General features: G+C 73.3%; 20 protein-coding genes. 8 read left to right on the plus strand and 12 right to left on the minus strand.

Going from position 1 to position 21,826, the window contains the following annotated elements; translation table 11 throughout:
• From AB0D45_RS26080 to AB0D45_RS26095, 4 genes are all read left to right on the plus strand, one after another.
• Positions 1-1,301: GTP-binding protein (locus AB0D45_RS26080; RefSeq protein WP_362463224.1), on the plus strand; the 1,301-nt coding region annotated here is incomplete at its 5' end.
• A 2-nt stretch (positions 1,302-1,303) separates the two neighbouring features.
• Entirely contained in the window at positions 1,304-2,416 is a 1,113-nt protein-coding gene (locus AB0D45_RS26085; protein ID WP_362463227.1) for an ABC transporter substrate-binding protein, read from the plus strand.
• Positions 2,417-2,422: 6 nt separating this feature from the next.
• Positions 2,423-3,211 (plus strand): ABC transporter ATP-binding protein, encoded by a 789-nt coding sequence (locus AB0D45_RS26090; RefSeq protein WP_362463230.1) that lies wholly within the window; start codon positions 2,423-2,425, stop codon positions 3,209-3,211.
• Positions 3,198-4,070 carry an ABC transporter permease gene (locus AB0D45_RS26095; protein WP_362463233.1) on the plus strand — a complete coding sequence of 291 codons (873 nt, stop codon included), beginning with the start codon at positions 3,198-3,200 and terminating at the stop codon, positions 4,068-4,070. Before AB0D45_RS26090 ends, AB0D45_RS26095 begins: the two co-directional genes overlap by 14 nt.
• Positions 4,071-4,083: 13 nt before the next feature.
• Here AB0D45_RS26095 and AB0D45_RS26100 read toward each other — a convergent pair whose 3' ends face one another.
• From AB0D45_RS26100 to AB0D45_RS26110, 3 genes are all read right to left on the minus strand, one after another.
• Complete coding sequence (locus AB0D45_RS26100) at positions 4,084-4,824, minus strand: sirohydrochlorin chelatase (protein ID WP_362463235.1); 741 nt, start codon at positions 4,822-4,824, stop codon at positions 4,084-4,086.
• A gap of 14 nt (positions 4,825-4,838) precedes the next feature.
• Positions 4,839-5,618, minus strand: coding sequence for an AfsR/SARP family transcriptional regulator (locus AB0D45_RS26105; RefSeq protein WP_361610681.1), 780 nt, complete (start codon positions 5,616-5,618; stop codon positions 4,839-4,841).
• Between the two features lie 355 nt (positions 5,619-5,973).
• Positions 5,974-7,392 carry an MFS transporter gene (locus AB0D45_RS26110; RefSeq protein WP_362463238.1) on the minus strand — a complete coding sequence of 473 codons (1,419 nt, stop codon included), beginning with the start codon at positions 7,390-7,392 and terminating at the stop codon, positions 5,974-5,976.
• Between the two features lie 167 nt (positions 7,393-7,559).
• Between AB0D45_RS26110 and AB0D45_RS26115 the strand changes: the two genes are divergently transcribed.
• The gene (locus AB0D45_RS26115) at positions 7,560-8,159 is read left to right on the plus strand and encodes a TetR/AcrR family transcriptional regulator (RefSeq protein WP_362463241.1); all 600 of its coding nucleotides are present in this window, start codon (positions 7,560-7,562) and stop codon (positions 8,157-8,159) included.
• A 76-nt stretch (positions 8,160-8,235) separates the two neighbouring features.
• On the opposite strand, the gene AB0D45_RS26120 is transcribed toward AB0D45_RS26115, so the two are convergent.
• From AB0D45_RS26120 to AB0D45_RS26140, 5 genes are all read right to left on the minus strand, one after another.
• The gene (locus AB0D45_RS26120; RefSeq protein ID WP_361604379.1) at positions 8,236-8,697 is read right to left on the minus strand and encodes a nuclear transport factor 2 family protein; all 462 of its coding nucleotides are present in this window, start codon (positions 8,695-8,697) and stop codon (positions 8,236-8,238) included.
• Between the two features lie 37 nt (positions 8,698-8,734).
• Positions 8,735-9,523 (minus strand): alpha/beta fold hydrolase, encoded by a 789-nt coding sequence (locus AB0D45_RS26125; RefSeq protein WP_361604382.1) that lies wholly within the window; start codon positions 9,521-9,523, stop codon positions 8,735-8,737.
• 5 nt (positions 9,524-9,528) lie between these two features.
• Positions 9,529-11,133, minus strand: coding sequence for a long-chain-fatty-acid--CoA ligase (locus AB0D45_RS26130; protein WP_362463245.1), 1,605 nt, complete (start codon positions 11,131-11,133; stop codon positions 9,529-9,531).
• A 272-nt stretch (positions 11,134-11,405) separates the two neighbouring features.
• Positions 11,406-15,395 (minus strand): beta-ketoacyl synthase N-terminal-like domain-containing protein, encoded by a 3,990-nt coding sequence (locus tag AB0D45_RS26135; RefSeq protein ID WP_362463248.1) that lies wholly within the window; start codon positions 15,393-15,395, stop codon positions 11,406-11,408.
• Between the two features lie 14 nt (positions 15,396-15,409).
• A complete protein-coding gene (locus tag AB0D45_RS26140; protein WP_361604391.1) occupies positions 15,410-15,706 on the minus strand; it encodes an acyl carrier protein in 297 nt (98 codons plus the stop codon).
• Between the two features lie 142 nt (positions 15,707-15,848).
• Between AB0D45_RS26140 and AB0D45_RS26145 the strand changes: the two genes are divergently transcribed.
• Positions 15,849-16,592 (plus strand): 2OG-Fe dioxygenase family protein, encoded by a 744-nt coding sequence (locus AB0D45_RS26145; RefSeq protein ID WP_362463251.1) that lies wholly within the window; start codon positions 15,849-15,851, stop codon positions 16,590-16,592.
• Between the two features lie 102 nt (positions 16,593-16,694).
• Positions 16,695-17,483 (plus strand): ASCH domain-containing protein, encoded by a 789-nt coding sequence (locus AB0D45_RS26150; protein ID WP_362463254.1) that lies wholly within the window; start codon positions 16,695-16,697, stop codon positions 17,481-17,483.
• A 63-nt stretch (positions 17,484-17,546) separates the two neighbouring features.
• On the opposite strand, the gene AB0D45_RS26155 is transcribed toward AB0D45_RS26150, so the two are convergent.
• The 3 genes from AB0D45_RS26155 to AB0D45_RS26165 all read right to left on the minus strand — a co-directional run bounded on the left by AB0D45_RS26155 (position 17,547) and on the right by AB0D45_RS26165 (position 19,027).
• Positions 17,547-17,867, minus strand: a complete 321-nt coding sequence (locus AB0D45_RS26155; protein WP_362463257.1) for a hypothetical protein — start codon at positions 17,865-17,867, stop codon at positions 17,547-17,549.
• Positions 17,864-18,439: an RNA polymerase sigma factor gene (locus tag AB0D45_RS26160; RefSeq protein WP_361604403.1), complete on the minus strand. Its 576-nt coding sequence runs from the start codon at positions 18,437-18,439 to the stop codon at positions 17,864-17,866. The genes AB0D45_RS26155 and AB0D45_RS26160 overlap by 4 nt, the downstream gene beginning before the upstream one ends.
• A gap of 249 nt (positions 18,440-18,688) precedes the next feature.
• Entirely contained in the window at positions 18,689-19,027 is a 339-nt protein-coding gene (locus AB0D45_RS26165) for a DoxX family protein (RefSeq protein WP_362463260.1), read from the minus strand.
• A gap of 219 nt (positions 19,028-19,246) precedes the next feature.
• On the opposite strand from AB0D45_RS26165, the gene AB0D45_RS26170 reads away from it, so the two are divergent.
• Positions 19,247-20,746, plus strand: a complete 1,500-nt coding sequence (locus AB0D45_RS26170; RefSeq protein WP_362463263.1) for an MFS transporter — start codon at positions 19,247-19,249, stop codon at positions 20,744-20,746.
• Between the two features lie 116 nt (positions 20,747-20,862).
• Here the strand turns inward: AB0D45_RS26170 and AB0D45_RS26175 are convergent, their stop codons facing one another.
• Positions 20,863-21,765, minus strand: coding sequence for an aminoglycoside phosphotransferase family protein (locus tag AB0D45_RS26175; RefSeq protein ID WP_362463266.1), 903 nt, complete (start codon positions 21,763-21,765; stop codon positions 20,863-20,865).
• Between the last annotated feature and the right edge of the window lie 61 nt (positions 21,766-21,826).

Consider the following 21,826-nt stretch of genomic DNA (forward strand, 5'->3'; position numbering starts at 1 on the left):
TGACGACCACCACCGAGCAGCTCAGCACCACCACGCTGCTGCGCTTCGCCACCGCGGGTTCCGTGGACGACGGCAAGTCCACCCTGGTGGGCCGCTTGCTGCACGACTCCAAGTCGGTCCTGACCGACCAGATGGAGGCCGTGGAGCGGGTCTCCGCCGACCGCGGCCAGGAGGCCCCGGACCTCGCGCTGCTCACCGACGGCCTGCGCGCCGAGCGCGAGCAGGGCATCACCATCGACGTCGCCTACCGCTACTTCGCGACCGCGCGGCGCCGGTTCATCCTCGCGGACACCCCCGGGCACGTGCAGTACACCCGCAACATGGTCACCGGCGCCTCCACCGCCGACCTGGCCGTGGTCCTCGTCGACGCCCGCAACGGCGTCATCGAGCAGACCCGCCGCCACGCCGCCGTCGCCGCCCTCCTGCGCGTCCCCCACGTCGTCCTCGCCGTCAACAAGATGGACCTCGTCGGCTACGACGAAGCCGTCTTCGCCGCCATCACCGCCGAGTTCACCGCCTACGCCGCGGACCTCGGCCTCCGGAACAGCGCCGCCATCCCCCTCTCCGCCCTGGCCGGCGACAACGTGGTCGAGCCCTCCGCGCACATGGACTGGTACGGCGGCCCCACCGTCCTGGAGCACCTGGAGACCGTCCCCGTCGGCGACGGGCCGACCGCCGCCCCCGCCCGCTTCCCCGTCCAGTACGTGATCCGCCCGCAGAGCGCCGAGCACCCCGACTACCGCGGCTACGCCGGCCAGATCGCCTCCGGCGTCCTGCGCGTCGGCGAAGCCGTCACCGTCCTGCCGTCCGGACGCACCTCGGTCATCGAAGGCATCGACGCCCTCGGCGTCCCCGTGGCGGCGGCCCGCGCCCCCCAGTCGGTCACGCTCCGCCTGGCGGACGACGTCGACGTCTCCCGCGGCGACCTCATCGCCCCCGCCGGGGCCGCCCCGCCCACCACCCAGGACGTCACGGCCACCGTCTGCCACGTCGCCGACCGGCCCCTCACGGTCGGTCAGCGCGTCCTGCTCAAGCACACCACCCGCACGGTCAAGGCGATCGTCCGGGACATCCCCTCCCGGCTGGCCCTGGACGACCTGTCCCAGCACCCCGACCCCGGCCGGCTGGCGGCCAACGACATCGGCCGCGTCGTCGTGCGCACCGGGGAGCCGCTCGCGCTCGACGCGTACGCCGACTCGCGCCGCACCGGGTCCTTCCTCCTCATCGACCCCTCCGACGGCACCACCCTGACCGCGGGCATGGCGGGCGAGGCCTTCACCGAGAACGAACGGACCCCCTGACGATGCGCCCACCGCGCCGCCCCCGCCTCACCACGGCCCTCGGCCTGCTCCTCGTCGCCGCCCTCACCTCCTGCGGCTACGGGTCCCGGGCCGCCGAGGTCCCCGACGCCGCCCCGGTCGGCGCGGCGGGCGAGAAGCTCTCCGCCGGCTCCGTGACCCTCGGCTACTTCCCCAACCTGACCCACGCCACCGCCCTGGTCGGCGTACGGGAGGGCCTGATCCAGCGGGAGCTGGGCGGGACCGTCCTCAAGACCACCACCTTCAACGCCGGCCCGGCCGAGATCGAGGCCCTGAACGCGGGCTCCGTCGACATCGGCTTCATCGGGCCCTCGCCCGCCGTCAACGGCTACGTGAAGTCCAAGGGCCGGAACCTGCGGATCGTCTCCGGCGCGGCCTCCGGCGGCGTCAGGCTCGTGGTGAACCCGGACAAGATCAAGACCCTGGACGACCTCAAGGGCAAGAGGATCGCCACCCCGCAGCTCGGCAACACCCAGGACGTGGCCTTCCTCGACTGGATCTCCGCACGCGGCTGGAAGGTCGACGCCGCCAGCGGCAAGGGGGACGTCTCCGTCGTCCGCACCACCAACACCATCACCCCCGACGCCTACCGCTCCGGCTCCGTCGACGGCGCCTGGGTGCCGGAGCCGACCGCGTCCAAACTGGTCGCCCAGGGCGGCACCGTCCTGCTGGACGAACGGGACCTGTGGCCCGGCGGCACGTTCGTCATCACGAACGTCGTCGTCTCGCAGAAGTTCCTCCGGGCCCACCGGGACGTCGTGGAGGCCGTGCTCCGCGGCACCGTGAAGACCAACGAGTGGATCAACGCCCACCAGGACCAGGCCAAGTCCTCCGCCAACGCCGCCCTGAAGACCCTCAGCGGCAGGGAACTGGAGCCCGCCGTCCTCAACGGGGCCTGGCCGGGGATCCTCGTCACCGACGACCCGCTCGCCGCCACCCTGAAGACCCAGTCCGACCACGCGGTCGCGGCCGGCCTCCTGGAGGAGCCCGACCTGAACGGCATCTACGACCTCGGGCCGCTCAACGAGGTCCTCGGTTCCCTGCGCAAGCCCACCGTCGACGCCGCGGGCCTGGGCACCGACGCCCGAGGGAGGTGATCCGCGATGGCGACCGCCCTCATCAACGCGGAGAACAGCACCACGACAGACCGGCAGGCCGTCCGCATCGAGCACGTCTCGAAGTCCTACCCCGGCCCCGCCGGCCCCCAGGTGGTCCTGGACGACATCAGCCTGGACGTCGCTCCCGGCGAGTTCGTCACCCTCCTCGGCGCTTCCGGCTGCGGCAAGTCCACCCTGCTCAACCTGGTGGCCGGCCTCGACGCCCCCACCGCCGGGACCATCACCGCCGAGGGCCGCCCGGCCCTGATGTTCCAGGAGCACGCCCTGTTCCCGTGGCTGACCGCGGGCAAGAACATCGAACTCGCCCTGCGGCTGCGCGGGGTGGCCAAGGCCGACCGCACGACGGAGGCCGAACGGCTGCTGGAGCTGGTCCGCCTCGGCGGCGCCCACGGCAAGCGCGTCCACGAACTGTCCGGCGGCATGCGCCAGCGCGTGGCGCTGGCCCGCGCCCTCGCCCAGGACAGTCGGCTGCTGCTGATGGACGAGCCGTTCGCGGCCCTCGACGCCATCACCCGCGACGTCCTGCACGGCGAACTCACCCGCATCTGGCAGGAGACGGGGATATCCGTCCTCTTCGTCACCCACAACGTCCGCGAGGCCGTCCGCCTCGCCCAGCGCGTCGTCCTCCTCTCCTCCCGCCCCGGCCGGGTCGCCCGCGAGTGGACCGTGGACCTCGCCCAGCCGCGCCGCATCGAGGACGCGGCGGTCGCGGACCTGTCCCTGGAGATCACCGAACACCTGCGAGGGGAGATCCGCCGCCATGGCCGGCACTGACCTCAGGCCCCGGACCGCCGCCAACGAGCTGGCCGGGCTGGACGCCCTGGAAACCCGCCAGGGAGCCCGCACCCCGCTGCGCCGGGTGCTCCTCGCCAAGGCCCTGCCCCCCGCCACCGCCGTTGTGCTGGTGCTGACGGTGTGGCAGGTGCTCGTTCTGGCCCGCATCACCGACGACCACGTGCTGCCGCCGCCCTCCGCGGTGTGGGACAGCCTGGCCGACCTGTGGCTGCGGGGCACCCTCCTCGACGTCGTCTGGACCAGCGTCTGGCGCGGCCTGTCGGGCTTCCTGCTCGCCCTGGCCGTCGGCACCCCGCTCGGCCTGCTCGTGTCCCGGGTCGCGTGCGTACGCGCCGCCGTCGGCCCCCTCCTGTCCGGCCTGCAGTCCCTGCCGTCGGTGGCCTGGGTGCCCCCGGCGGTGCTCTGGCTGGGCCTGGACAACTCGATGATGTACGCCGTCGTCCTGCTCGGTGCCACCCCCTCCATCGCCAACGGCCTCGTCTCCGGCATCGACCAGGTGCCGCCGCTGTTCCTGCGGGCCGGCCGCTCCCTGGGCGCCACCGGCCTGCGCGGCGCCCGGCACGTCGTCATGCCGGCCGCGCTGCCCGGCTACCTGGCCGGCCTCAAGCAGGGCTGGGCGTTCTCCTGGCGCTCCCTGATGGCCGCCGAGATCATCGCCAGCTCCCCCGACCTGGGCCTCGGCCTCGGCCAGTTGCTGGAATCGGGGCGCGAGACCTCCGACATGGCCCGCATCTTCCTGGCCATCGTCCTGATCCTGCTGGTCGGCATCGCCGTCGAACTGCTGGTCTTCGCCCCGGCGGAGCGCCGGATGCTGCGCCGCCGCGGTCTGCGCCCGTGATCCCGTACCCGCGTCAGCCCGTCAGGGCCAGGGCCCCCGCCCGCGCCTCGTCGTACCGGCGCAGGACGAGCCGTACGAGTTCGGGGGCGGCGCCGAGCACGGCGCCCAGGTGGTCCGCCCCCGCCGCCGCCGCGCCCGCCGCGATGCGGTCCGGGAGCCGCCCCGGCGCCAGGACGTACGGGGCCACCGCGATCCGCTCCGCGCCCTCGGCGCGCAGCATCCGCACCACGTCCTCGGTACGGGGGAAGGTCCCGCCGGAGGCGAAGGCGGGCCGTACGGCCCGCCATCCGGTGCGCTGCCACCGGCGGGCGGTCCCGGCGAGCGCGGCGGCCGCCTCCGGATCGGCGGTCCCCGCGGCCGCGAGCACCACGGCGGTCGCCGTACGCTCCCCGGGGCCGAGGCCGGCCTCGTGCAACCGGCGCTCCAGCGCGGCGGTCAGCAGCGGGTCCGGGCCCAGGACGCGGGCCTGCCGTACGGCGAGGGACGCCGGCGCCCGGCGCAGTGCGCCGGGCAGGTCGACCGACGCGTGGAAGGCGCGGGTCAGCAGCAGCGGCTGGACCACCACCCGCCGGGCGCCGTGACGGGCCAGCCGCTCCAGCCCGTCCGGGACGGACGGCGGGTCGAAGTCCAGGAAGGCGGTGGCGACGGGGAGTCCGGGCCGCGCCGACCGGATCCGCCGGGTGAGGGCGGCCACCGTCCGCGCGTGCCGGGGGTCACGGCTGCCGTGCGCCACCAGCAGCAGGCTCTCGCCCATCCGCCGGCTCCCGGCTAGCCCGCGACGAGGGCCGGCACCGGCCAGTAGGGCTCGTCCTGGAGCAGCATCGGGTCGTGGGTGAGGATCGCCCGCTCGTACTGGCTCAGGACGGGGGAGGGCTCGATGCCCTGGGACTCGATCATGTTGTGCCGGCACTGGCGGTAGACCGTCAGGGCGTCGAGCTGCCGGCCGCAGCGGTACAGGGCGCGCATGAGCAGCATGCAGAACTGCTCGTGGTTCGGGTTGCGCGAGTACAGCTCGGTCAGCTCCGGGAGGATCCGCTCGTGGCCGCCGGTGCGCAGTTCCAGATCGTAGAGCAGGATGAGCGCGGAATTGCGGGCCTCGAGATAGCGGGTGGAGGCGGTCTGGCAGATCGGCCCGCCGGCCAGTCCGCCGAATACCGGGCCCCGCCAGCGGGACAACCCCTCGCGAAGGTCCGCGATGTTCTGGCGGTGGCCGGAGAGGGTGTCCGTTCCCGAGCGCGCGTGGATCGCGTCCACGGTGTCGAGGAACAGGTAGGCGTCGAGTTCCCACCGGTCGAAGAGGAACTGGTAGCCGGAGGTGCTCGTCACCACCCGGGAGCCCTCCCGCTCGGGCTCCACCGCGGCCAGGGTCCGGCGGACCCTGCTGACCTGCGCCTGGAGGGCGTTCTCGACCTTGTTGGGGGGTGTGGTCCCCCACAGTTCGAGGATGAGGGAGTCGACGGTGACGAGGGATCCGCCGGCCGCGAGCAGGGTCGCCAGGAGCGTCTGCTGCATGGCGCCGCCGAGCCTCACGGCGACTCTCTGTTTCATTATTTCCATGGAGCCTAGGACTGAGAACAGCAACACAAACATCTCCCCGCGAGATGGAAAGAGAACGGTGTCGTGTGCACTGGCGCCGGCGTGCGATTCGGCCCTGAAGGAATGTCAGCAGTGTGCTGGACATGCTCTGGAACTTTAGTGGACCGATCGGTCCCGACCGTACTTGGTCGGGTGGGAGCGTGTCAATGAAGCCCCGCCTTCACCGGAGTGCCGTACCGCCGGGCGAACGCGACAAGGCCGTGCAGCACGTCCGGCGCCGGATGCGGGGGATCCAATGGGTGCGCCAGACGTGCTGCACGGCCGATCGGGGGGAGGACGGCGCCGCCGCGGCGGCGCCGCCCTCCGGTCAGGCGGCGGCCTTCTGGCGGTAGCGGGCGGCGCCCGCCAGGGCCACGAGGGTGACGCCCAGGGTGATGGCGGTGACGGTCCACAGGCCGGCCCGGTACGGGGCGATCCCGCCGGAGCTGAGCGAGAAGACCGTGGCGGTGATGGCGATGACCACGCCGTTGCCGATCTGCGCGCCGGCGTTGAACAGGCCCGAGACCAGGCCCTGCTCGTCCGGCGAGGCCGTGCCGACGGCGGCGATGTTCAGCGCCGGGTAGACCGCGGCGAAGCCGAGGCCGCCGAGGAGCTGCTGCGCGAACAGGGTGACCAGCGGGTCGACCTGGCCCATCAGCAGGACCCAGCCGAGGTAGCCGATGCTCAGCAGGACCAGGCCGCCGGTCGCGACCGGCCACGCGCCGTACCTGGTGACCAGCGCGGCGCCGTAGCGGGCGGTGCCCGCGGTCAGCACGCCGCCGAGGAGGAAGGCGAGGCCGGCCTCCAGCGGGGACCAGCCCAGCTGCTCCTGGTAGTAGAGGGTCAGCACGAACTGGAAGGAGACGTAGGCGCCGAAGAAGAGCATGGCGATCAGCGACCGGGTCAGCTGGCCCTTGCGGAAGACCGACAGGGGCACCAGCGGGGCCGGGTGGCGGCTCTCGACGACGGCGAACAGCGGGAAGAGGACGGCGGCGGCGATGAGCGAGCCGATGGTCTGCGCGTCGCCCCAGCCGTCACTGGCGGCCCGGCTGAGTCCGTACACGAGGGCCACCGCGCCCGCCGTCACCGTGACCGCGCCGAGGATGTCGAGGCTGCCGCTCCTGCCCTTCTCCTGCTGCGAGGGAACCACCGAGGCGGCGAGCAGTGCGACCAGGACGCCGGCCACGGCCGGCGCGAACAGGACGAGCCGCCAGGAGACGCCCGCCATCAGGCCGCCCAGGATCAGGCCGAGCGAGTAACCGGCCGACGCCACGGCGAGGAACGTGCCCAGGGCGCGGTTGCGTGACTGCTCGTCACGGAAGGCGTCGAGCAGGATCGCCATGGCGGCCGGTGCGGTGATGCCGGCGCTGACGCCCTTGAGCAGTCGGGCGACGACCAGGACCACGCCGTCATCGGCGATGCCGCCGAGCACGCTGGCCACCACGAAGACCGCCAGCCAGCCGATCAGCAGCTTCTTGCGGTTGTACAGGTCGGCCAGCCGGCCGCCCAGCAGCAGGAACCCGCCGAAGCCCAGTGCGTACGCCGAGACGACCCACTGGAGTGCGGAGGTCGACATGCCCAGGTCCGCCTGGACCAGGGGGAGGGCCGGTCCCATGCTCGCGATGTCCATCGCGTCGAGGAACTGCACCGCGCACACGACCAGGAGCAGCAGGGGAAGGCTCTTGACCGCGGGGGCGGGCGGTACCACCCGTGCGAGAGGAGGGGAGGTCGGGGATGCCTCGGTCATGATCAGACTCCGATCGGAGTGTCGTCGGAAGCAGTGGCAGCGGTGGGCTCTACGGAAAGAATGACGGACCGATCAGTCCGGGACTGATCGGTCCATTTCTAGCGCTCACAAACCCCTGTGTCAAACGTATGCTGGGAACCGCGGGGGAGAGGGGAAGGAGTTCAGACATGGCGCGCACACCGGCACCAGGCACGAGGCGGCGGATTCTGGAGGCCTCGGCCAAACTCTTCGGTGAGCAGGGGGTCCGGGCCGTCGGCATGCAGCAGGTGATCGACGCGACCGGAGTGGGCAAGAGCCTGCTCTACCGCGAGTTCGCCAGCAAGGACGAGCTGATCGCGGCCTGGCTGCGCGAGAGCGACGCCCAGTGGTGGGAGCGGGCCGAAGAGGTCACCGCGCCCTACCCCGGGGACCCGGCCCGGCAGATCCTCGCGCTGATGGAGTTCTTCCACGCCAGCGTCCGCGAACCCGACTTCCACGGCTGCATCTACTACAACACCTCCAGCGAGTTCCGCGAGCCCGGCCACCCCGGCCGCCAGGAGGCGAAGCTGCACCTCAAGGGCCTGCGCAACTGGTTCCGCGACCGGGGCGCCCAGGCCGGCGCGGAGGACCCCGACGCCCTCGCCGACACGCTGATGCTCATCGTCGGCGGAACGCTGGCCAACGGCGAGGTGCTCGGTGCGGACGGCCCCGCCCGCATGGCCCTGGCCACCACGGAGCTGGTCCTGCGCCAGCACGTGCCGAACGCCATGGCGGCCGCCACCCTCTGACGGCCCGTGCGCGACGCGCCCGGCCCCGCGGCACCGGTGTGCCGCGGGGCCGGGGCGCGTCCGCGTCCGCCGCACGTCAGGGGCCGCCGGCACCGGTACGGGTCGGCCGGGCGTGCCGTACCGCCACGCCGTGCTGCTCGTACCCGTCGTTGTAGACGAACGACGAGGGCATCCTGTCGTGGAACTGGTAGTCGGCTTGAATTCGACCGTCCTCGGCGAGGACGACGATGTCCTGGCCGGACATCTCCATCTCGCCCGTGGCCGCCGAGACCATCACCCAGTTGAACCGGACGACGTCGTGGTGGCCGGTCGCGTTGTTCGAGGAGCGGAACTCGTACCCCATCGGGCCGTACACCTCGTGCGTGTAGGCCAGTTGGTCCAGGAGCGCGGCGTGCCCCCGGATCGGATCCTTGCGGTAGAACACGTAGACGCAGTCCGGCGCGTACAGGCCGTGCACCAGGTCGCGCCTGCGCCGTGCGTCCTTCTCGTTCCACAACGCGACGTAGCGCGCGAGGAGTTCGTTGGGTCGGGGCAGCATGACGGGATACCTCCGGTTCTCCGGGAGCGCCGCCCGCTCAGCACCCCGCGGCGTACCGCGGCAGCAGCTGGGCCAGGTCGGCCGTGATGGCGCGGGCGTGGGCGCTCAGGTAGAAGTGGTCCCCGGGGAAGGTCCGGCACCCCAGGAACTCCGGAGTCCGCCCGGCCCACGACCGCATGGCGCCGGGCGCGAGGAGGGGGTCCCCGCGCCCGGAGTAGGCGACGACGGGACAGCCCACGGCCGCCCCGTCGTCCGAGAAGTCCGCGCACACCGCGCCGTCCGCGCCCATCGCGCGCACCGCCGCCGCCAGCAGCTCCGCGTCCCCGGCCACCGCCTCCGGCAGCCCGCCCAGCAGCCGCAGCGCCTCCAGCGGGTCCGCGGACAGTGCCGCCGGGGCCGAGAAACCCTGCGGGGCCCACCCCGACACGGCGAGGAGCGCCGGCGCGGGCAGGCCCCGCCGCTCCATCTCCACCGTCAGCCGGTAGCCCAGCAGCGCCCCCATCGAGTGCCCGAACACCGCGTAGGGGCGCTCGTCCAGCTCGTCCGACACCACCCGGGCGAGGGCCTGCGACAGCGGACCGAGCCGCGTGTACGGGGCCTCGCGCCGCCGCTCCTGGCGCCCGGGCAGCTGCACCGCCTGGCAGGCGACCGACCCGGGCAGCTGCCCCGGCCACGCGCGGTACATCGACGCGCCGCCCCCGCTGTGGTGCAGCAGGAACAACCGCGACCGCGCGTCCGGTTCGGCGTCGGCCGGATGCAGCCACCGCGACGCGCCCTGCACCTCGGGCAGCGGGCCCGCCGGCCCGGGACCCCGTACGGCGTCCACGGCGGTCAGCCGGCGCGCGCGGGAGAATGCGCGGGCGCGGGGGCCCCGGTGAACCGCTCGCGCAGCACCCGCCGCAGCACCTTCCCGGTGGGATTGCGCGGCAGCGCCCCGACGATGTCGTAGCCGGTGGGGATCTTGAACCCGGCGATCCGGCCGTTCAGGAACCGCAGGAACTCCCGCGGGGTCGCCCCGGCACCCTCGCGCAGCACCACCGCGGCCCGTACGGCCTCACCCCAGTCGGGGTGCGGGACCCCGTACACGGAGACCTCCGCGACCGCGGGGTGGGCTCGCAGGGCGTTCTCGACCTCCGTGGGGTAGATGTTCTGGCCCGCGACGATGATGGTGTCGTTGACCCGGTCGGCGAGGAACAGGTAGCCGTCCGCGTCGAGGTGGCCCATGTCGCCCATCGACAGCCACTCGCCGGACTCCCCGGACAGCGCCCCGGCGGTCACCTCCGGCAGCCGCCAGTACTCCAGGAACCGCGCCGGGCTCCTGACCACCACCCGCCCCACCTCGCCGGCGGGCAGCTCGCGACCCTCCCCGTCCAGGATCCGCAGCCCGACGCCGGGCACGGCCCGGCCCGCCGAGGCGAGCACCCGGCTGTCCGCGGTGTGGTCCTGCGGCGCCAGAACGGTCAGGAAACTGCCCGCCTCCGCCGAGGAGTAGCCCTGCGCCAGCTCGCAGCCGAGTACGTCGATGCAGGTCAGCAGCAGCTCGCGGTCGATCGGAGAACCGCTGTAGACCACCTTGCGCAGCGTCGCGAAGGTCTCGCGCGTGGTGCCCCGCTCGGCCAGCATCATCCGCAGCATCGCGGGCGCCGCCCACAGGGTGGTGACCGCGTGCCGCTCGATCAGCCGGGTCGCCTCGTCGGGGAGGAACTGGCGCATGACCACCGTGGTGGCGCCGGCGTTGAAGGAGTGCATGAACCAGCCGAAGCCGGCGGTGTGCAGCCCCGGGAAGCAGCTCAGCCCCCGGTCCTCGGGCCGCCAGTCGATCCAGTCCACCCCGGCCGCGCGGGTGTCGGCGATGAAGGTGAAGAAGGTCCGCTGCGCCAGCACCACCCCCTTGGGCAGCCCGGTCGTCCCGCTCGTGTACAGCTGCGCCACCGCGTCGTCGAAGCCGGCCGCGCCGGCCGTCGGCGGTTCGGTGTCCGGCAGCCCGGCCTTCCAGTCGAGGAAGCCACCCGCCACGTGCCGGTCGGAGTCCGTCTCGACGACCTGCGCCAGCTGCGGCAGCACCGCCCGCAGCTTGTCCACCAGCGGTCTGAACTCCCGCTCCACGAAGAGCAGTTCGGCCTGCGAGTCGCGCAGGATGTGCTCGACCTCGCCGACCGTGAGCCGCGAGTTCACCGGCACCAGCACCGCGCCCGCCTTCGCGCAGCCCAGCGCCAGGTCGTAGTAGCGCTCGGACTCCCGGCCCAGGTAGCCCACCCGCGCCCCGGCCGCCAGGCCCGCGGCCAGCAGCGCGTGCGCGGTCCGGTTGCTCTCGCGGTGCAGTTCGGCGTAGGTCAGGGCGCGGTCCTCGCAGATCACCGCGGGCTGGTCGGGCCGGGTCCGGGCGTGCAGCGCCGCGCGGGCGGCGAGGGTCCGGTCCTCCGTACGGTTGTCCATGGGTTTCCCTCGTGTCGTCGCTCGTGTGCTCGGGGTCGTGCGTTGCCCGCCGGGGGCCGCCGGGCCGGCCGGGCGGTGTGGTCCGGTGGGGTCGTCCGGCGTGCCGGCCGGGCGGTGTGGCCCGGCGCGGTCGCCCGGCGGACCGGCCGGGCGGGAGTGCCCGCCGGGACGGCCACGCCGTGTTGCCGGGCGCGGACTCCCGCCGGCCGCCGGGTGGTGGGGCCCGCCCGGACGGCCGGCGTGGTTGGCCGGGCGGTAGGGCCCGGCATTGCTCAGGGGGCCGGTGTCGCCGCCACCGCCTCCCGGGCCAGCAGGCGCGACAGCATCTCGGCCAGCTCCTCCACCGACGGGTGGTCGAACACCGCCGACGAGACCAGCGGGACGCCCAGCCGCGTCTGGAGCTGCGTCTTCAGCACGATCGCCGTCAGCGAGTCCACCCCGAGTTCCAGGAAGCCCGCCCGGGTGTCGACGTACTCCGGGTCGTCGACCGCCAGCAGCGCCGCGACCGTCGCCCGCACCAGCGAGACCAGCGCCTCCTGCCGCTCCGCAGCCGGGGCCGCCGCCAGCGTCTCCACGTCCACCGGCGCGGCGGACGCCGCGTGCCGCGCCGCCCGCTCCGCGGCGGCCGCCTCCACCGGACGGTCCGGCAGCCGGGTGAAGCCCATCCCGGACAGCTCCGCCACCGGCCGGCCGTCCTCTTCCAGCAGCAGCACGTCCAGGGTGAACGCCGGATCCACCGCCTCCGGGTCCTCGGCGCGCGTCACGCGGACCGCGGAGCGCAGCACCGCACCGCGCGGCTTCTTGAAGGCGCGCAGCCGGCCCACGCTCGTGGCCACGTACCGCCGCCCGTCGTCGGCGAGCGCCGCCAGCGCGTGCGTCGCCCCGTCCAGCAGCGGCGGCGGCAGCAGCTCGGCCCGCGAGACGTCCCCGCCGAACAGCTCCGTCACCGCGAAGTCCGGCCCGTACGCCGTCACCGAGCGGGCCCGCAGGAACTGCGGCCCGTACTCCAGCCCGGCCCCGGCGTAGGCGGCCTTCACCTCCCCGGCGTCCAGCACCCGCGAGGGCTCCTCGCCGTCCAGCGCCCCGGTCAGCGCGAGGAGGGTCCGGCCGGGGCCCGCCAGACCGCTGCCCGCGTAGTCGGGCTCCGCCGCGACGGAGGCCGTGGCGTGCAGCCGTTCGGCACCCTCCGGCTCGTCGGCGGCCCGGCTGGAGACCTCCACCGCCAGCCGGCCGTCCGGCGCGGTCCGCACCCGGGTCAGCAGCAGCGCCGGGCGGTCCGACAGGAACAGCGCCTCGTGGAAGCGGACGTCCTCCACCGCCCGGCCGGTGTCGCCGTGGACCTCGTCCTGCACCGCCAGCAGCAGTTCCAGGTAGGCCGAAGCGGGCAGGAAGGCCCGGCCGCCGATGGTGTGGTCCGCGAGGTACGCCGGCTGCGCGGCGCTGATCCGCGCCCGGAACTCCCGCTGCGGCCCGCCCTGCGACGTCTCCCGGCCCAGCAGCGGATGCCCGTCGCCGGCCGCCCCCCGCCCGGCCGGCCGGGCCGGCAGCCGGTAGGCGCGCCGGTCGAAGGCGTAGCCCGGCAGCGCGATCCGCCGCCCCGGCCCGTCCGCGTACACCGCGCCCCAGTCGACGGACAGCCCCGCCGCGTACGCACCCGCCAGCGCGGCGTCCAGCGCCGCGCCCGTGGTGTCCTTCGCACGCAGGCTGCTCAGCCAGCGGTGCTGCTCCTGCGGTACGCCGCGCCGGGCCAGCGAGATCAGCGCCGAGGACGGCCCCACCTCCAGGAACACGTGCCGCCCGCGCTCCGCGATGGTGCGCACCCCGGCCGCGAACTCCACCGTCTCGTTGACGTGGCGCACCCAGTACTCCGGCGTCGCCATCTCGCCCGGCGCGGCGATCCGCCCGGTCAGGTTCGACACGACCGGCAGCTGCGGCTCGTGGAAGGCGATCCCCCGCAGCACCTCGGCCAGCGGCTCCGACACCCCGGCCATCAGCGGCGAGTGGAACGCCGCCGTCACGTGCAGCTCCGTCACCGTCCACCCCGCCGCGCGCAGCGCCTCCACCGCCTGCGCCAGCGCCCCGGTCCCGCCGGAGACCACGCACTGCTGCGGGGCGTTGACCGCCGCGACGGCCAGCTCCGGCCACCGCTCCAGCAGCGGCCGGACCTCCTCCACGGGCGCCGACACCGCCGCCATCGAGCCGGGCGTGCCCACCGACTCGATCAGCCGGGAGCGTGCGGCGAGGAAGGCGACGCCGTCGGCGAGGGTGAACAGCCCGGCCACCGTCGCCGCGACGATCTCGCCGACGCTGTGCCCGATGAGCACGCTCGGCCGCACCCCCCACGACAGCCACAGCCGTGCCAGGGCGTACTCCAGCGTGAACAGGGCCGCGTGCGTGAAGGACGTGCGGGCCAGGGTCTCCTCGGCGTCCGGCGCGTCACCGAACATCACCGCCGCCACCGAACGCCCCAGCAGCGGGGCGAAGAGGGCGTCGCACTCGTCGACGTACCGGGTGAACACGGGGAAGCGGCCGTACAGGGCCCGGCCCATGCCCACGTACTGCGAACCGGAACCGGTGAACAGGAAGGCCGTCTTGCGGAACGCGTCGGGCTTCTCGCCGCCCCGGGCCGGCGCGCTCCACCGCTCCAGGTGCGCGGCCAGCTCGCCGGTGGACGCCACGGCGGCCGCCGCCCGGTGGCGGAAGTGGGAGCGGCCCGTGGCCCGGGTCCGGCACAGGTCGGCGAGGCCGGTGTCCGGGTGCTCGGCGAGGAAACGGGCGTACCGCTCGGCCTGGAGGCGCAGCGCCGGCCGCGACTTGGCCGACAGCGTGAACACGTGCCCGCGCCCCTCGCCCCGGTCCCCGTACGCCTCCTCGTGCTCCGTCGCCGCCGCCTCCGGCCCGGGGGGCTCCTCCAGCACCGCGACCGCGATGGCCCCGGCCACGCCGAAGCCGTTGACGGTGGCCCGGCGCACCGGCGCCTTCCACGGCCGCTCCTCGGCCGCCACCGTGATCGGGTAGTTCTCCCACGGGATCCGCCCCGACAGGTTCCGCCACACGTGCGGGAAGAAGGCGCCCGCGCGCATCTGCGCGATCACCTTGATCACCGCACCCAGCCCGGCCGCCGGCTCCATGTGCCCGAGGTTGGCCTTCAGCGAGCCGATGACCAGCGGGTCCTCCTTGTCGTGCGAGGCCCCGAACACCCCGTTGACGGACCCCATCTCGATCGGGTCGCCCAGCGGGGTCCCCGTCCCGTGCGCCTCCACGTACTGGATGTCGCCCGGCTCCAGCCGCGCGTTGGCCAGCGCCGCCCGCATCACGGCCTCCTGCGCCGTGCCGTTGGGCGCGCTCAGTCCCGCGCTCTCGCCGTCCTGCCCGATCGCGGTCCCGCGGACGAGCGCCAGCACCCGGTCCCCGTCCGCCAGCGCGTCGGAGAGCCGCTTGAGCACCAGCGCCCCGCAGCCCTCGGCGCGCGCGTAGCCGTCCGCGCTCTCGTCGAAGGTCTTGCAGTGCCCGTCCGGGGCGAGCATCTGGGCGTGCGAGAGGATCACGTAGGAACGCGGGTTGTGCAGCGTGTTCACCCCGGCGCACAGCGCGATGCCGCACTCGCGGCGCCGCAGCCCCCCGACCGCCAGGTGCAGGGCGGTCAGCGAGGCCGCGCACGCGGTGTCCGTCGTCAGGCTCGGGCCGCGCCAGCCGAGGAAGTACGAGAGCCGCCCCGAAAGGGAGTAGGCGCCGAGCCCGGTCGTCAGGCTCCCGTCGAGCTGCTCGTCCGCCAGGCCCTCCAGCTCCAGGGCGAAGTCCAGCGGCGAGGCGCCCACGTAGACGCCGCCGTCACCGTGCCGCAGGCCCACCGGGTCGATGCCGGCGTCCTCCAGGGCCTCCCACACGGTCTCCATCAGCAGCCGCTGCGCGGGATCGATGAAGGGAGCGTCCTTGGGCGGAATGTTGAAGAACTGCGCGTCGAACTCGTCGATACGGTCGAGAAAACCGCCCGCGACGGCGGTGACGGACCCGTCGGCCACCTCCGGAACCCAGCGCTCACGCGGCAGCGGGCCGATACCGGATCGCCCCTCCCGCAGAAAGGAATCCAGGTCGGAAAGGGAATCGTTGCCGCCGGGCAGGCGCATTCCGATACCGACGACGGCGATCGGCTCGTGCTTCTCGGAAAGGAACTGTCCGAGCTCCCTTTCCTGCCTGCGGACCGTTTCCTCCGCGGCTTCGAGCCTCTCCTGTGCATTCCGTTCCTCCGGCGTTCCGGGCATGGCGGCCGCCCCTCTCACTTCGCGTCGAAGATGTCGGCCAGGACGTCCGAGGCCAGATGCTCGGTCAGCCGCTCGACGGTGGGCTGGTTGAACAGGGCCGTACTGCTGATGCCCCGCCCCAGCCGCTCCTCGAGCCGCTGCTTGACCATGGTGAGCAGCAAGGACGTCATGCCCAGCTCGAAGAAGCTGTCCTCCAGCGGCAGCTCCTCGTCCTCGGGCATGAGCAGCGCCGTCTTGAATTCCGCCACGACGATTTCTTCCAGGACCGTCCGTCGTTCCGCCCGGGGCGAGGCCATTAATTGTTCTGTCATACCGGTCGAGTGAAGCACGCTGCTCGTGACGACCTGCTGACGCCCCTCTGACCCGGCGGGTCTGTCAGTTCAGCGTCAGCAGCGCTGTGGGAGCCTCGGTGCGGAGCAGGAGTGCGTGAGATCCGGTGTGGAGGAGCCAACAATGCAGACCGAAGCACGAGAAGAACTGCGAGCCAGGGGATATTCGCTGCTGCCGGCCGACCGGCTCGTCATCGACGCCGAATCAGGGCAGTACGTCAAGGAATTGGCCGCCGAATGGGAGAACCTGGAGACGGACCGGTACCTGAAGGGCGGCTCCCGTTTCCGCGAGCGCCGCTACGACCGCTTCTTCTTCGTGCCCCGCACCGGTGAGGTCCGGCTGCGCCCGCACCGCCCCTACTTCCAGTCGGCGAACGCCAACGACTACGCCGGCGGCATCGACCGCGACGTGGCCCCGCTGAGCCGCGCCACCCTGGCCAACCCGCTCCTGACCCGGCTCCTGCGCTCCGATTTCGAGAAGTTCCCCGTACCCGAGGAGTCCTGGCTCGACGACCCCTGGGACGTCCAGTGCCACCAGTTCCGGATCATCAGCACCCCCGACGAGACGGGAGAGCCCACTCCCGAGGGCCCGCACCGCGACGAGGTCGACTTCGGTGCGATCCACCTGATGGGCCGCTTCAACGCCGCCGGCGGGGAGTCCCAGGTCTACAGCCTGGAGAAGGAGCTGGTCGCCGAGTTCTGCCTGACGGAGCAGATGGACACCATGTTCTGGGCGGACGGCCGGATCCTGCACGCGGTCCGCCCGATCCACCCCGTCGACCCGGGCAAGGCGGCGGTCCGGGACGTGCTGATCCTCGGCTACAAGCACGAGCCGGAGCTGCGCCGGGACGAGCGCAACGCCGCCTGACACGGCGAGCCGAAATCCCGTGGAGCCCACCGGCACGGCATGGAATGATCTTGGCGACTGCTGATGGAGGGGAAGGCTGAGACCGTGTACGTACCGTCATCTGTGCGAGCTCTCGATGATGACGAGCGCGAACTCGTGGAGCTGGCGCGCCGGACCATAGACGCGCATACGGACGCCGGGCCCGACGAAGACGGGATCCACACGGTGGGGGCTGCGGTCATGGCCGCCGACTACCGGATGTTCGCCGGCGTGAACCTCTACCACTTCACCGGCGGACCCTGCGCCGAACTCGTGGCTCTGGGAGCCGCACGAGCCCAGGGCGCCCGCCAGATGCGCTGCATCGTCGCCGTGGGAAACCACGGGCGGGGGGTCGTCGGGCCGTGCGGGCGCGATCGGCAGGTCTTCGTGGACCACTACCCCACCATGCGCGTCATCGTGCCCACGCCCGCGGGGCTCAGGTCCGTGCTCGCCGCCGACCTGATGCCGCTGGCCCAGCGATGGACCCCGGAGGCCGGCATGAACGGTCTCGACCCGTCGCTCTACCAGGACCCCGAGACGGCCGGTCCCCCGATCATCCGGTTCAACCCCCGCTACCTCCAGGACGTCCGCTCCGGCGCCAAGACCAAGACCACCCGCTTCCGGGACCCGGCCCGGCCCGGGCCGGCGCGGCTGGTGTTCGAAAGCGACCCCGAAGTCGTCCTGCCGGCAGAGGTGACCGGCATCAGGCACTGCCTGGTCAGCGACCTCACCGACCAGGACGCCCAAGCCGAGGGGCTGACGACCGCCACCGAACTCCGGGAAGCCCTCCGGGGCCACTACCCGGATCTGACGGGGTCCGACGAAGTCGACGTCATCACCTTCCGGATCGACGACAGCACAGGCGCCGCTTGAACCGCGCAGGCACCGGCGACGACCGGGACGACCGCGGCGACCGTGGCGACCTGGCGGCCCTCCTCACCGGTCCCGGCCCGTGGACGGTCCCCCGCTGACCCCCGCCGCCTCCGCGGCGGGGTGAGCCGCGGTCAGGGTGCAGACCCCGTCCGTGCACCGGCGCTCCAGACGGCCCCGTGAGATGGTCTGCGCCAGGCCGGCCATCCAGCAGGTGGGGCAGCCGCGGAAGGCGATCAGTGCCAACGGCGCCGCCAGCAGGGTCGCCGGCCCGGCGACCGGCACCAGGGCGATCGAGCCGATGAGCAGCCCGAAGCCGATGGCGCCTCGCGCCAGGTGGCGCGGGACGGACTTGCTGGCGAAATCCCCGCTCTTCCCGGTGTTCACGATGTCGGGTCTCCTTCCACGAGCCGGCCGGTCCCTTCCAGTGAGTGGCGCAGCGTCGCCCGCGCCCGGTGCAGCCGCGACTTCATCGCCGCGCTGCTCAGGCCGAGGGCGTGGGCGACGGTCCTGCCGGGCAGCCCCTGTATGTCCCGCATGATCAGGACCTGCCGCTGGTCGCGGGGAAGGGCGCTGACCGCGGCCGCGACCCTCTCCACCTCCAGCCGGTGCAGCACCGCGTCCTCGGCGGACGGCTCCGCGGCCGCCTCGGGCGCGGGCGCCGCCCCCTCGCTGCGCGAGGCGAGCACGCGTACCTGCCGCAGGCATTCGTTGCGCACGATCCGGAACATCCACGAGGCGAGCGCGCCGGTGGCGCGCAAGGTGCCGATCTTCCGGTAGAGGATGATCAGCGCCTCCTGCGCCGCGTCCTCCGCGTCCTGCGGCGAGGCGCACAGGGACAGGGCGAACTTGCGCACGTGGGGCTGCGATTCCATGACGACGGTGGTGAGCGAGGTGACGTCGCCGTCCTGAGCGGCCTTGATCAGCCGGTCGTCCGGCCAGTGGAAGCGGCGGTTCATCGGTTCTTGTAACGCCGCACCAGGTGCCAGCTGCACGCGCCCACGAGCAGCACTCCGATCACTGCGAGGCTGATGACCATCATGGGTGTTCCTTCCTCCGGTTCCCTCCCGGCCCGTTCGACCGGTACACGGACAAGAGGCGGCACGCTCCGGAAAGGATTCACCTCCGGCCGAAGTATTTCCCTCCCCCCGCCGCCCCCGCCGGCCGGCCGCGCCGGGACCGTGCGGCGGGGGCTGCCCGCCCGGGTCTCAGACCAGGGCGAGGACGGCCGCGGCGGGGGCGGCGTAGACCAACGGGAAGACCGCGTGGCCGAAGGCGCGGGCCCTCAGGACCGTGATCACGGCGCCGATGAAGTACAGCACCAGCCCGACGGCGGCGGCGATCCCGATCGCCGGGACGAAGAACCCGACGAGGAGGCCGAGGGCGCCCGCGATCTTGGCGGTGGCGAGCAGGTTCCACCAGCCGCGCGGGACGCCGTACTGGGCGAGCGGCTCGACCGTGAACTTGGCGCCGGCGAAGATCGACGCGCCCGAGAAGCCGGCCATGAAGGCGGCGACCAGGGTGACGACGGTGGCGGTGGTGGACATCTCGGGCTCCTCGGGGCGGGGTCTCTTGCGTTCGACACCTCCTTGACCCGCCGCCCCGCACGGATGTGACAGGCCGCCGGATCTTTTTTCCGGCCGGTACGCCCCTTCCCACCGACGCATCCGTCCTTGCGTACAGCGTTCCGTGCTGCGTACAGTGTGCGCATCAGGAAACGTCGTACGCACCACGGCGATCGACGCCGAAGACGAAAGGGACCACTCATGGAAACCAGGAACCCCCGCCGCTGGTGGATCCTGATCGTGCTGTGCCTGAGCTCGCTGGTGCTGGTGGTCGACTCCATGGCCCTGACGGTCGCGGTGCCGGCCATGACCACGGACCTCGGCGCGAGCGCGCAGGACACCCAGTGGATCCTCGACTCCTACATCCTGGTCTTCGCCGGGCTCCTGCTCACCTCCGGCAGCCTCGGCGACCGCTTCGGCCGGCGCCTGGTCATGCTGGTCGGCCTGGTCCTCTTCGGTGCGGCGTCACTGGCCGCGACCTTCTGCTCCAACCCCGGCGAGGTGATCGCCGTACGCGTCGCGATGGGCGTCGGCGGCGCGCTCATCATGCCGTCCACCCTCTCCATCCTCATCACCGTCTTCCAGGAGGACGAGCGGCCCAAGGCGATGGCGGCCTGGGGCTCGGTCTCCATGCTCGGCCTGGTGGGCAGCCCGGTCCTCGGCGGCGTCCTGATCGACCACTTCTCCTGGCAGTCGATCTTCTTCATCAACGTCCCGGTCGTCGTCCTCGCCGTGATCGCCGCCCTCACCCTGATGCCCGAGTCCAAGGGCCCCTGGCAGAAGCCCGACCCGCTGGGCGCCGTCCTCTCCGCCGTCGGCATGACCGCCCTGGTCTGGTGGATCATCGAGATCCCGAAGCACGGCGCCTTCGAGGGCCGCTCCTCGCTCACCCTGGTCGTCGCCGTGGCCTGCCTCGCCGGCTTCGTGATCTGGGAGAACGCCACCGCCTCCCCGATGGTCCCGCTGGTCCTCTTCAAGAACCGCAACTTCAGCGGCGGTTCCCTCTCCCTGACCCTCGTCCAGATCGGCAACGGCGGCCTGCTGCTGGTCCTGACCCAGTACCTGCAGTTCGTCCTCGGCTACTCGCCCCTCAAGGCCGGCCTGGCCTTCGTCCCGCTCGCCGTGGCCGCCCTGGTCGGCAACGGAGCGGGCGCCGGCCTCGCCTCCAAGGTGGGCAACCGCCCCCTGATCGTGGGCGGCATGATCGTGATGGCCGGCTCCTTCGCCCTGCTGACCACCGCCTCCCCGGACAGCGGCTTCACCGTCCCGGCGGTCGCCCTGGGCCTGCTCGGCCTCGGCGCGGGTGCGGCCATGCCGGCCGCCGTCGGCGCCCTGATGGCCACCATCCCCGAGGAGAAGGCGGGCGTCGGCTCGGCCCTCAACGACACCATCGGGCAGGCCGGCAGCGCCCTCGGCATCGCGATCCTCGGCTCGCTCCTCGCCTCCGGGTTCGCCGCCGAGATGCCGGACGGATCGCCCGAGGCGGCCCGGCACTCCATCGCCGGAGCCCTGGCCGTCGCCGGCGGCGACGAGGGCATGGTGCGCACGGCCCGCGAAGCCTTCGTCTCCGCGATGTCGACGACCTTCACCATCAGTGCCGCCGCCATCCTGGCCGCCGCCGTCCTCGCCGTCCTGGTCATGCGGGACCGCAGGCAGGCCGAGCCCGCCGAGCCCGCCACGAGCGAACCCGCCGCCGCCTGACCGCCCCCGCGGCGCCGACGAAGAGGCCCGCGCCCCCACCGAGGGGGGCGCGGGCCCCATGGGTCGTGTCGCCGAAGTCCCTCCTGGCGGGTGGGGCCTGGCACGCACGCTCGCACTCAGCGGCCCCTGAAGTCGGCCACCGCCTCCGCCGCCGCCCGGTGGCCGACCTCGGCCAGCACCGGATTGCGGACCCGGTAGTAGTGCTCGGCGGTCAGCCCGAAACGCAGCGCCCAGCCCCGCGCCCGCGCCCAGGTCGCGTCGTCCGCCCCGGCCTCCTCGCGGAACACCCCGCGCGTCCCGGCCGACAGCAGGGTCCAGGCCGCCATCAGGTCGCAGGCCGGATCGCCCACGCCCACGCACCCGAAGTCGATGACGGCACTGAGCCGCCCGCCCCGGCCCAGCAGGTTGCCCGGCAGCAGGTCCCCGTGCAGCCACACCGGCGGGCCCTGCCACCGGGGAAGCCGCAGCGCGTCCTCCCACAGGGCGGTCGCGGCGTCCGCGTCCACCGTGCCGTCCGCGCCCAGGTCCCTGATCGCGGCGCGCACCTCCGCGTCGGCCGTACCCACGTACCCGCCGCGGAAGGAAGCCGGCCCGCCCGCGGTGTCCACCCGCCGCAGCGCCGCCACGAAACGGCCCAGGTCCTCGGCGGCCGTCCGCAGATCGGCCGGCGGCTCGTCGAAGAGGTTCTCCCCGTCCAGCCAGCGGTACACCGCCCAGCCGAACCCGTAGCCCTCACCCGGAACGCCCCTGCCCACCGGCACCGGCACGGCCAGCGGCACCCGCGGGGCGAGCAGCGGCAGCCACCGCAGCTCCCGGTCGATCTGCTGCGCCGAACCGGGGATCCGCGGCAGCCGCACGGCCAGGTCGTCGCCCAGCCGGAACATCAGGTTGTCGGTACCGGCGGAGCGCACCTCCGCGACCGGCAGGTGCGCCCACCGGGGGAACTGGGCGGCCACCAGGCGGGCGACGAGCGCCTCGTCCGCGTCGACCTCGTCGGCGTGCATCTTCATCCGGGGCATGGACGGGAAGCCTAGGCAGGGGGCGCGGACCCGATCAACGCGTTTTGGCCGAAGGGGCCCG

It is taken from the genome of Streptomyces sp. NPDC048352, assembly GCF_040651895.1.
Classification (GTDB): Bacteria; Actinomycetota; Actinomycetes; order Streptomycetales; family Streptomycetaceae; genus Streptomyces.

Bases quoted from the DNA above. Each gene is read 5' to 3' on its own strand.
- AB0D45_RS26095 (WP_362463233.1), top strand. From the start codon at position 3,198: ATGGCCGGCACTGACCTCAGGCCCCGGACCGCCGCCAACGAGCTGGCC.
- AB0D45_RS26130 (WP_362463245.1), bottom strand. From the start codon at position 11,133: ATGGACAACCGTACGGAGGACCGGACCCTCGCCGCCCGCGCGGCGCTG.
- AB0D45_RS26160 (WP_361604403.1), bottom strand. From the start codon at position 18,439: ATGAACCGCCGCTTCCACTGGCCGGACGACCGGCTGATCAAGGCCGCT.
- AB0D45_RS26100 (WP_362463235.1), bottom strand. From the start codon at position 4,824: ATGGGCGAGAGCCTGCTGCTGGTGGCGCACGGCAGCCGTGACCCCCGG.
- AB0D45_RS26085 (WP_362463227.1), top strand. From the start codon at position 1,304: ATGCGCCCACCGCGCCGCCCCCGCCTCACCACGGCCCTCGGCCTGCTC.
- AB0D45_RS26090 (WP_362463230.1), top strand. From the start codon at position 2,423: ATGGCGACCGCCCTCATCAACGCGGAGAACAGCACCACGACAGACCGG.
- AB0D45_RS26115 (WP_362463241.1), top strand. From the start codon at position 7,560: ATGGCGCGCACACCGGCACCAGGCACGAGGCGGCGGATTCTGGAGGCC.
- AB0D45_RS26175 (WP_362463266.1), bottom strand. From the start codon at position 21,765: ATGCCCCGGATGAAGATGCACGCCGACGAGGTCGACGCGGACGAGGCG.
- AB0D45_RS26165 (WP_362463260.1), bottom strand. From the start codon at position 19,027: ATGTCCACCACCGCCACCGTCGTCACCCTGGTCGCCGCCTTCATGGCC.
- AB0D45_RS26105 (WP_361610681.1), bottom strand. From the start codon at position 5,618: ATGAAACAGAGAGTCGCCGTGAGGCTCGGCGGCGCCATGCAGCAGACG.
- AB0D45_RS26140 (WP_361604391.1), bottom strand. From the start codon at position 15,706: ATGACAGAACAATTAATGGCCTCGCCCCGGGCGGAACGACGGACGGTC.
- AB0D45_RS26120 (WP_361604379.1), bottom strand. From the start codon at position 8,697: ATGCTGCCCCGACCCAACGAACTCCTCGCGCGCTACGTCGCGTTGTGG.
- AB0D45_RS26145 (WP_362463251.1), top strand. From the start codon at position 15,849: ATGCAGACCGAAGCACGAGAAGAACTGCGAGCCAGGGGATATTCGCTG.
- AB0D45_RS26135 (WP_362463248.1), bottom strand. From the start codon at position 15,395: ATGCCCGGAACGCCGGAGGAACGGAATGCACAGGAGAGGCTCGAAGCC.
- AB0D45_RS26110 (WP_362463238.1), bottom strand. From the start codon at position 7,392: ATGACCGAGGCATCCCCGACCTCCCCTCCTCTCGCACGGGTGGTACCG.
- AB0D45_RS26170 (WP_362463263.1), top strand. From the start codon at position 19,247: ATGGAAACCAGGAACCCCCGCCGCTGGTGGATCCTGATCGTGCTGTGC.